The sequence below is a fragment of the Sporomusaceae bacterium genome, assembly GCA_031460455.1.
Lineage (GTDB): Bacteria > Bacillota > Negativicutes > Sporomusales > UBA7701 > Anaeroselena.
Genome location: JAVKTQ010000031.1, coordinates 1 through 9,542, shown reverse-complemented (window position 1 = coordinate 9,542; position 9,542 = coordinate 1). Strand labels below are relative to the sequence as shown.

The window sequence follows — 9,542 nt, the reverse complement described above, 5'->3', positions numbered from 1 at the left end:
TCGATACGGGAAAATGTATCGGCTGCGGCATATGCACGAAAGTGTGTCCGTCGTTGGCTATTACGCTAAAGGACAGGAAAGCGGCCGTCAAGCTGGAGGACTGCCGGGGATGTGGCGGCTGCAACCAACGGTGTCCGGTATTCGCCATCTCCATGGAGAAACTGGAAAATCCGTATACGGTAACAGTCGACATCAGCGATCTTCCTTATGAGAAGATTGCCGAGCTGTGCGTAAAAGCCAAGCTCAATCCTGAACAGATTATTTGCTACTGCACCGCTACACGGGCGGAAGAAGTAGCCGGTGCAATCATCAAAGGAGCGAAAAGCCCCGAAGACATATCCCGTATGACCGGCATCCGCATGGGCTGCAAGGTCGAGTGCATTCAGCCCATCTTGCGGCTTCTCCAGGCGGCAGGCATCACCCCCGAAAAGCCGCCCGGCTGGCAGTGGTACGGCCTGACGCCCACCGTATTCGACATTCCTGACGAGATCAAGCAGAAATATAACAGCCGCGGTTTCTATTTCGACGAAGACATCAAACTGTTCGACGAAGTGGTAAAAGCCAAAAAGGAAAGGGGGAACTCCTGATGAAACGCCCGGCTATCACCCCGATGGCGCCGCGGGCGTCCCAATACGGAATTGCTCCGGAGCTTGTAACCAAACGCATGGCCGAATATCCGGAAATGACCTCCCTGCTGATCAAGGACCTGTTCGCCGATACTCCGGCGGTATTGTATCCCGGTGAAGGCGGCCTCGGCGCGGTGCGGCAGGCCGCCGAAGCCGCGCTGGCCAAGGTCGACATGTCGATGATCAAATCAGGCCAGTCGGTGAACGTGCTTGCTTCTCACCACGGCTTCACCCTCTTGGGCGGCGAGCCCTACGCCGAATTGCTGCGCACCGTGCGCGACATTATCGCCGAGCGCACCGGCACCCAGGATATCCGTCTTAGGGCCGGGGTCGGACTGCGCTTTCGCGAAACCGAGGAATACATTAAACGGTACAAGCTCGACGAACATTATAAAGGCAAGGCCCGCGGCATCGCTCCCATCGACGAAGGGTTAGCAATCCAGACCGAGATTGGCACTCTCTACGGTATAAAGGCGGTCTACGATGCCGACTGGATTGTCCACGTCCACAACAGCGACGTGCGCGAAGTCCACTTCCACCGTCAGGTCGACCGAGCCGTCAAGCCTTTCGGAATGTCCTATGCCAGAATCGAGACCCGCTCGACTTACCACTGGAACATGGGCCCGCGGGGCGCTAATTTCACCGCTCGGGCAATCTTTGAATCGGAATTTGTCAAGAGTAAATTCGCCTTCGCGTCCTTCCTCAACATGTCGCCAAGCGGCGTCGTCGGCGTTAGTGCCGAGAACGATCTCTACGTCCTTAACGACCAACTGACCGTCGAGGGCCTAAAGTACTACGGCAAGATCATGACCCTCCTGGGTGAAATCGACGAATGCATCGTCGGCCTGGACTTCCCCTGTCCCGTCCCCTATGTCTTTGCAGCCGGCGTCATTTACGCCAACTTCGCCGGCGCCAACGAAGACCTCTTCGACCTCGACAAACCGCTTGCCCCTTATACCTGGTACACGGAAGCATTCTACGGCAAGGATGGCAAACCGCTCATCGACGGCATCGCCCCCATGAATCCGGCCATAAAAATGGTAGTCCATAACTACGCCTGGGGCGGCTACCCAAGCGCCTTCTTCTCCGAGCACATACCGACCGTTGTCGTCGGCCAGGCACAGGCCGACCTGATAAGCACCGACCCCCAGAACCTCCAGTACATGAAACACGCGGTCATAGCCGAACATCTGGACGGGGCGATGCATTTCGCATACAAAACCGCCAAGATTGATAAAGTAATCATCTTTGACGGCGCCATGGGTGGTATCAATGTATCCGATACTCTGGCAGATTTGTTGATAGCCAAGGCGCCGGCGGTATCTGCGAAGGTGGACAAGGAACTACTGCCCAAATGGCTCAAGCAGCGGGGCGTCATCAATTTATAATCCCACACGACAGCAACAGGAGGCGGCAAAAATGCAACAAGCGGCCCATACACAACAGGATATCCGCGATTTAATTTTCGCATCGATAAGCGACAGGCCGTATAATGCATATATCACCACCGAGCGCGCCGGCATCGTCACCGGTTTGGCGCGGCTTGCCGACCAGCTTTCCGCTCTTGGCGTTGCCGTTGAGATTATGATTACCGACGGCGATAAGGTGCCTACCGATGCGATTGTGGCCAAACTCACCGGGACCCCCAAGCAGCTTGCCATGGCCGAAGAAGTGGCCATCGGTCTCCTGGCCAAACCGTCAGGCATCGCTACCGCCGCCCGCCGGGCGGTCGAGCTGGCCGGGCCGGAGCTCAAAATCGTTTGCGGTGCGTGGAAAAAGATGCCTCCGGAAATCAAATGGATCGTAAGGGAAGCGGTGGCAGCCGGACAGGCCTCATTCCGCATCGTCGACGGACCCTTTTTATACCTCGACAAAAACTTTGTCCACATGCTTGGGGGGGTGGAAACGACCCTGGCCACGGTGGCGTCCCTGGATGACAAAAGTAAATGCATCCAGTTGAAGGGGCGCTCTGCCCCAATAGTCTCTGAGGCTCTTGCAGCGGCTCGCGGCGGCGCCGATATCCTTATGATCGACACCGGCAGCCTGGCCGACGTCGCGGCCGTCAATAACGCGCTTGCCGGCGCCGGGCTCCGCGAGAAGGTTAAGGTAGCTTTTGCACAGGGCATCCGCCTGGAAGATATCCCGACCCTCAGAAGCAAAGGCATCGATATCCTCGACATTGGCGGCAGCATCATCGATGCGCCGCTCCTCGACATGAGGCTCGATGTCCGGGAGGAGGCTGCCCCGTGCAGATAAACCTCCTTGAGAAAACAGAGCTCAAGATATACGGGCTGGAGCTACGGGCTGCCAATCTCACAGCAGTGGCGGCGGCCGTAGCGGAGGTGCTGGCCCTCCCGGCCGACAGGGTGCTGGTGGTCGACGTCCGTGACGACCATATATGCCTCGATCTTCTTACCGAAACTATCGATATCAGGCAGGTCGCCGGGAAGGAAAAAGCATTGCTCGCCGCTGTCGGCGGGATCGAGGGAATAAAAATAACCGACGCAGCCTATGTCGATTCGGCCGGCATCCTCGGGATTATCAGCGGCGCGGAGGAAGACGCTACGGCTGTAGTCACCCGCGCGGAGGCAATGAGCAGCGAAATTGAGCGGAACGTACTCGGACGGGCAATGGTTTTTGCCACTGGCTTCGAGGTGGCAAAAGGGATGATCGAAGATACCAACAGCCCCTTTTTGCTCCGCATGCTCGTCGAGCAAGGCTACCGGGCGGAATTCGGCGGCACGCTGGAAGATGACGCCACCGTCATCGCCCACCATCTGCGGGATACTGCCGAGCGGGGCTATGGCTTGGTAATCACTACCGGCGGCGTTGGCGCCGAGGACAAGGATTTTAGCGTCGAGGCGCTGACCAGGGTGGATCCGGAGGCGACAACGCCGTGGACCGTCAAATTTCAGGCCGGCACGGGGCGCCATGTCAAGGACGGCGTGCGTATCGGCGTCGGCGGCTACGGGCTCACCACCTTCGTAAGCCTGCCGGGACCCCACGACGAGGTGGCGGCGGCGGCTGCCGCCCTGCGCCGGCACTGTACCGCCGGCTCAGTCGACCGGAAGGCTCTTGCGACCGATATTGCCGAAATCCTGCGGGAAAAACTGCGCCACAAACAATGGCATCATTGATAACGGAGGGATAACATGGACGACAAAACTATTCTCCAGCTTGCCCGGGAACTGTATGCGGCTGAAAGCGGCCACGCCCCGATCGCGGCGCTTACCGACCGCCACCCTGGCATCTCCAACGATGAAGCATACCAAGTACAGCTGGCGGGCATGCGTCTACGGATGGCGGAAGGACATGTAATCGTCGGTAAAAAGATCGGGCTTACCAGTAAAGCGATGCAGAGCGCCCTCGGAGTATTCGAGCCTGACTATGGGTACATCACTGACCGGATGATGGCGCTGGAGGGAGAGCCTTTATCGCTCAGCGAGCTGATCGCACCCAAAGTCGAAGCGGAAATCGCCTTTGTTCTCAAGGAAGACCTCGTCGGCCCCGGCATAACTGTGGCTAAGGTTTTGCAGGCGACCGCCGGAATAATGCCGGCGCTGGAGATAATCGACACCCGTATTAAAGACTGGAAGATTAAGATCCAGGATACGATCGCCGACGGCGCGTCCATTGGCAAGGTCATCGTCAGTGGGAGGCTTGTTCCGGTCGAAGAGTGCGACATGCGGCTAATGGGCTTGGTGCTTGAAAAGAACGGCGAAACAGTGGCCACGGCTGCCGGCGCCGCCGTCCTCGGGCACCCAGCCAACGCAGTTGCCTGGCTGGCCAATAAGCTTGCCGCCTATGGTATTACTCTAAAGGCGGGAGAAATAATCATGTCCGGGTCGCTCACCGCGGCCTGCCCGGTTGCGGCAGGAGACAGCATGCGGGCGTCCTTCGACCGGCTGGGAGTGGTCGGAGCGCGGTTCGTCAAATAAGGTGCGGAGGTGGATGAAGTGGACGGAAAACTACGCGCGGCAATAATCGGACCAGGAAACATCGGCATTGACCTGATGAAAAAGATTTTCCGCAGCCGTAATATAGAATTGGCGCTAATGGCAGGCATAATTGCCGATACGCCTGGCATGAATATGGCTAAGGAGCAAGGTATCGACGTTACCGCCGACGGCATCGACGGGCTGCTCGCCTTTCATGCCACAAATAAAATAGACATTGCTTTCGATGCGACCGGGGCCCGCCCTCATCTGGCTCATGCGCCCAAACTCAAGCAGGCGGGCATTTTCGCCATCGACCTCACGCCGGCGGCGGTAGGCCCCTACATAGTGCCCGCGGTGGGCATGGATCAACAGCTAATGGCCGAGCCGAATGTAAATATGGTTACCTGCGGCGGCCAGGCAACGGTGCCGATTGTGTACGCGATAAACCAAGCGGCTCCGGTTGAATACGCCGAGATCGTGTCGACCATCAGCAGCCGCAGCGCCGGTCCTGGTACACGGCAAAACATCGACGAATTCACCCAGACAACCCGCAATGCCCTCGTCAAAGTAGGCGGCGCCGGCGACGCCAAGGCCATCATCATCCTCAACCCGGCCGAGCCGCCGATACTGATGCGCAACACCATCTACGCCAAATGCGACACGGCGCGCATCGAGGCAATCAAAAAGTCGGTCGACGAAATGGTCCGTAAACTGCAGCAGTACGTGCCCGGCTATAGGCTTAAAGTTCCCCCCTACGCCGACGGCGAGCGGGTGGTGGCGATGATCGAAGTCGAAGGCGCCGGCGACTATCTGCCAAAATACTCGGGCAACCTCGACATCATCACCGCGGCGGCGGTGGCGGTGGCCGAACGATACGCCGACCTGAAGCAGGGAGGGGCAAGATGATGAAACCGATACGGATAATCGACGCTACCCTGCGGGACGGCATGCACGCCGTCAGTCACCAGCTGACCCCCGCCCAGATGGCGCAAATCGCTGCCGGACTGGACGCAGCAGGGGTCGGTACTCTCGAAGTAGGCCACGGGGACGGCCTGGGCGGCTCATCCATGCAGTACGGCTTCGCCCGCGCCAGTGACAAGGAATACCTGGCGGCCGTAAGCAAAGCAGTGAAAAATGCTAGGCTGGACGTGCTGCTTATCCCTGGCATAGGTACGATCGAGCATCTTGAAGAAGCGATGGAATACGGGGTTAGCACTGTCCGGGTGGCCACCCACGTCACCGAGGCCGATGTCGGCGAACAGCACATCGGCTTTGCCAAGAAGCATGGCCTTGAAGCCGTCGGCTTTCTGATGATGGCCCATATGGCGTCGCCCGAAAAAGTGGCCGAGCAGGCCAAACTCTTTGAAAGTTACGGCGCTGACATGATATATGTCACCGACTCTGCCGGGGCGATGGTTCCCGGTGACGTAGCCGAGCGCATCCTCGCCGTCAAGGCGGCGGTTAAACTGCCGGTCGGCTTCCACGCTCACAATAACCTCGGACTTGCCATCGGCAATACCTTAGCAGCCATCGATGCAGGCGCGGAGTCCGTTGATGCTTGCCTGCGCGGTCTTGGCGCCGGGGCGGGCAACGCCCAACTGGAGGTGCTGACGGCCGTGCTCAACAAAATGGGCCGGACGACAGGCATCGATCTTTACAAGGCTATGGACATCGGCGAAGTGCTCGACGGTATCATGCATCGGCCGCAGATCATCTCGAATGAAGCACTGGCCATCGGCTACGCCGGTGCCTACGGCAGCTTCATGCTACACGCCCGTCGGGCTGCCGAAAAATTTAGCGTCGACGCCCGGGACATCCTTATCGAAATGGGGCGCCGCAAAACAGTCGGTGGTCAGGAAGATATCATTATCGACGTCGCCATTGAATTGGCAAAAGCGAAACAGGTATAATCCCGCGAGGTGAGAACATGACGGCGGTGTTTCCGCATCGGATCGAAAAGGCCCAGCGGATGATGGCCGACCAAGGCCTCGACATCCTCTTCGTCAACAACCGCGAGAACCTCATCTATTTCACCGGGCTCACCCAGATCGAGTGCCTGGCCGTAATCATACCCCGTGAGGGCGAGGCCTGCGCTGTAACTATTGCGCTGGACGCCGATTATGTCCGCCGGCAATCCGGTCTCGCTACCTTCGGATACCAGTTCCCGCGCGAATCGCTGGCTGTCAAGTGCATAGAAAAAATACGGCAATTCGGTTATAGCGCGCCACGCATCGGATTCGAGCGCTACTTCGTCGCCTTCGGGGTGTTTGATGCTTTCCGCCAGGCCTTTGTCCAGGACAACTTTATCAACGCGGGCGATCTGTTCTACAGGCTCCGCGCTATCAAAGACGAGGATGAGGTTGCCCTCATGCGCGAGGCCGGCCGCATCGTGGCTGCCGGCATGGCTGCCGCTGCTCAGGCGGTGCGGCCGGGCGTCCGTGAATGCGAGGTGCTCGCAGAAGCCGAGTACGCCATGCTCAAAGCCGGCTCCGACGGCTCGCCCTTCAGGCCGCAGGTGGTATCAGGCGAACGGATCCTTCTCACTCATCCCTGCGCGTCGGTCAAGGCAATAGCCGGCGGAGAAATCGTCGTTATCCACCTCGGCGCCACCTGCCGGGGCTACTGCGCCAAGATGTGCAGGACTGTCGCGGTTGGTGAGGTGGCGGCCGGCAGGGTGGCGGTATACGACCTGCTCCTCGAGGCCCAGGAGGCGGCCATCCGGGCGCTTCGCCCCGGGGCAACCGCCGCCGAAGTCGACAGTGCCGCGCGGCAGGTCGTTGCCGCCGGCGGATGGGAAAATCACTATCTAGATTACGCCGGCTACGGCGTCGGACTGAGGCAGTCGGAATTCTATCCTATCATCGGCAAGGGGCGGAGCGAGATGATAGAGGCTGGCATGGTCGTAGACCTGCTGCTGCCGACCATCTATAGGCCGGACATCGGCGGACCCCGGATTACCGATTGCATATATGTCGGCGAGCGGACCAACGAGATTCTTACCGAATACCCGCGACAGCTTATCTGGAAAGCTACCCAAGTAACAGGCTCAGGAGGGTGAAACCTATGGGTATCAAGTCGCTGCGCGACTGGCTTGAAGTACTAAAGGGCGACGACTTGCTCAAGACGGTAAGCCGCGAAGTAAGCCCCAAGTACGAGCTTGCCGGCCTCGGGAAAAAAGCCGACGGCAAGTACGCGCTGATGTTCAATAATGTTGCCGGCTCCGCAACTCCCGTCGTAACCGGCCTCGCCAGCACCCGCGCCATGTTCGCGGCCGCGCTCGGCGTACCGACTGACAACCTGGTGTCCACGGTGGCCGCTGCCCAGGCCGCGCCCAGGGACTGTGTCGTAATCGATAAAAACCAGGCGCCGGTAAAAGAAATTATCGAGCTGTCCGTCGACCTCGGCAAACTACCAATCCCCGTTCACCACGAAAAAGACGGCGGACCATATATAACAGCCGGCGTGCTGATATCCAAGGACCCCGCAACCGGGGCTGGCAACCTCTCCATTCACCGGCTCCACGTCCTCGGCCCCAACCGTCTCGGGATACTTATCCTGCCCCGCCACCTGTCGCACTTTCACCGGGCGGCAGAAGCGAAAGGCAAGCCACTGGATGTGGCGATCGCCATCGGGGTCGACCCCATCCTACTTCTGGCTTCACAGGCCATAGCCCCGCTTGGTTATGACGAATACACTCTCGCCAGCGCCCTCTACGACCAGCCGCTTGAGCTAGTCAAAGGCGAAACCGTGGATTTGAACGTCCCGGCGCATGCTGAAATTGTGCTTGAAGGGCGCTTATTGCCGGATATCCGTGAAGTCGAAGGGCCGTTCGGCGAATATCCCAAATACTACGGGCCGGCATCCCCCAAGCCTGTTATCGAGCTGACGGCCGTGACCACTCGCAGGAAGCCGATATATCACACCATCGTACCGGCAACCATGGAACACTTGCTCCTGGGCGCCATCCCCCGCGAAGGCGGAATGCTGCAGGTAATCAAAGGCGCAGTGCCCAACGCGCTGGCCGTCCACCTCACCCCCGGCGGTACTTGTCGCTACCATGCCGTTATCGCAATAGATAAGCAGAACGAGGGCGAAGCCAAAAACGCCATGTTCGCCGCTTTTGCCAGTAGCCAGGAAGTTAAGCGTGTAGTTGTAGTCGACAAAGATGTCGATATCTTCGACCCGGTTGACGTCGAGTGGGCGATAGCCACCCGCTTCCAGGCCGGCCGCGACCTTGTTGTCGTCAATGACGCCCTCGGCAACAAACTAGACCCTTCGAGCAACGACGGCCTCAGCGACAAAATGGGCATTGACGCAACTGTGCCCTTGGGATCCGACCCCTTCCGGTTCGAGAAGATCCGCATTCCCGGGGAAAAGCTTCTCGACCTGGCAGCTTACATAGATAAGCCGTAGCGGAGGATTAACACGTGCGCATTATTGTAGGCATATCCGGGGCGAGTGGCGCTGTTTACGGCTGGGAGCTACTGAAGTTTCTCGGCCGGGAAGGCCACGAGATTCACGGAGTCGTCACGGATAACGGTTGGAAAGTGCTCGAGCACGAGTGCGGAGTTACGAAAAAAGATATTGAGAACAGTGTTACCCGGCTGCACGCTTTCAATAACCTCGGCGCCGCAATCGCGAGCGGCTCGTTCAAAACGGACGCCATGGTCGTCGCCCCTTGCTCCATGCGCACCGTGGCCGCCGTTGCCAACGGACTGGCCGACAACCTGCTTTGCCGTGCCGCCGATGTCGTCATCAAGGAAAGACGCCGCCTGGTGCTCGTCCCGCGGGAAACTCCGCTGAGTTCAATCCATCTTGGGAATATGCTGACTTTGTCTAACCTTGGAGTGACGATTATGCCGGCCAGCCCGGGCTTCTACCACCGACCGGAAACAATCGACGGACTTGTGAAGATCATGGTGGGAAGGATAGCTGACGCGCTAGGAATCGATAACCAGCTTTTCCTAAGATGGTCAGG

At 58.8% G+C, this 9,542-nt stretch carries 10 protein-coding genes; all 10 read left to right on the top strand.

All coding sequences use genetic code 11. From position 1 onward, the window contains the following. The coding region (locus RIN56_20390; protein MDR7869154.1) for a 4Fe-4S binding protein at positions 1-587 on the top strand (587 nt) is incomplete at its 5' end. Beyond that, positions 587-2,014, top strand: a complete 1,428-nt coding sequence (locus tag RIN56_20385) for a hypothetical protein (GenBank protein ID MDR7869153.1) — start codon at positions 587-589, stop codon at positions 2,012-2,014. The genes RIN56_20390 and RIN56_20385, both read left to right, overlap by 1 nt. 31 nt (positions 2,015-2,045) lie before the next feature. Beyond that, positions 2,046-2,882, top strand: coding sequence for a hypothetical protein (locus RIN56_20380; protein MDR7869152.1), 837 nt, complete (start codon positions 2,046-2,048; stop codon positions 2,880-2,882). Further along, positions 2,873-3,763 carry a molybdopterin-binding protein gene (locus RIN56_20375; GenBank protein ID MDR7869151.1) on the top strand — a complete coding sequence of 297 codons (891 nt, stop codon included), beginning with the start codon at positions 2,873-2,875 and terminating at the stop codon, positions 3,761-3,763. Before RIN56_20380 ends, RIN56_20375 begins: the two co-directional genes overlap by 10 nt. 15 nt (positions 3,764-3,778) lie before the next feature. Continuing rightward, positions 3,779-4,564, top strand: a complete 786-nt coding sequence (locus tag RIN56_20370; protein MDR7869150.1) for a fumarylacetoacetate hydrolase family protein — start codon at positions 3,779-3,781, stop codon at positions 4,562-4,564. Between the two features lie 18 nt (positions 4,565-4,582). Beyond that, positions 4,583-5,470, top strand: coding sequence for an acetaldehyde dehydrogenase (acetylating) (locus tag RIN56_20365; protein MDR7869149.1), 888 nt, complete (start codon positions 4,583-4,585; stop codon positions 5,468-5,470). Next, positions 5,467-6,474, top strand: coding sequence for a 4-hydroxy-2-oxovalerate aldolase (gene dmpG / locus RIN56_20360; GenBank protein ID MDR7869148.1), 1,008 nt, complete (start codon positions 5,467-5,469; stop codon positions 6,472-6,474). The genes RIN56_20365 and dmpG overlap by 4 nt, the downstream gene beginning before the upstream one ends. Positions 6,475-6,491: 17 nt before the next feature. After that, entirely contained in the window at positions 6,492-7,622 is a 1,131-nt protein-coding gene (locus RIN56_20355; protein ID MDR7869147.1) for a Xaa-Pro peptidase family protein, read from the top strand. 5 nt (positions 7,623-7,627) lie between these two features. Beyond that, positions 7,628-8,977, top strand: coding sequence for a UbiD family decarboxylase (locus RIN56_20350; protein ID MDR7869146.1), 1,350 nt, complete (start codon positions 7,628-7,630; stop codon positions 8,975-8,977). A gap of 14 nt (positions 8,978-8,991) precedes the next feature. Then, a partial coding sequence (locus tag RIN56_20345) for a UbiX family flavin prenyltransferase (GenBank protein MDR7869145.1) occupies positions 8,992-9,542 on the top strand: 551 nt, incomplete at its 3' end.

What these genes read in the sequence shown, in the direction of transcription:
- RIN56_20370 (MDR7869150.1), top strand. Translation starts at nt 3,779, where the DNA reads ATGGACGACAAAACTATTCTCCAGCTTGCCCGGGAACTGTATGCGGCT.
- RIN56_20350 (MDR7869146.1), top strand. Translation starts at nt 7,628, where the DNA reads ATGGGTATCAAGTCGCTGCGCGACTGGCTTGAAGTACTAAAGGGCGAC.
- RIN56_20355 (MDR7869147.1), top strand. Translation starts at nt 6,492, where the DNA reads ATGACGGCGGTGTTTCCGCATCGGATCGAAAAGGCCCAGCGGATGATG.
- dmpG (MDR7869148.1), top strand. Translation starts at nt 5,467, where the DNA reads ATGATGAAACCGATACGGATAATCGACGCTACCCTGCGGGACGGCATG.
- RIN56_20385 (MDR7869153.1), top strand. Translation starts at nt 587, where the DNA reads ATGAAACGCCCGGCTATCACCCCGATGGCGCCGCGGGCGTCCCAATAC.
- RIN56_20380 (MDR7869152.1), top strand. Translation starts at nt 2,046, where the DNA reads ATGCAACAAGCGGCCCATACACAACAGGATATCCGCGATTTAATTTTC.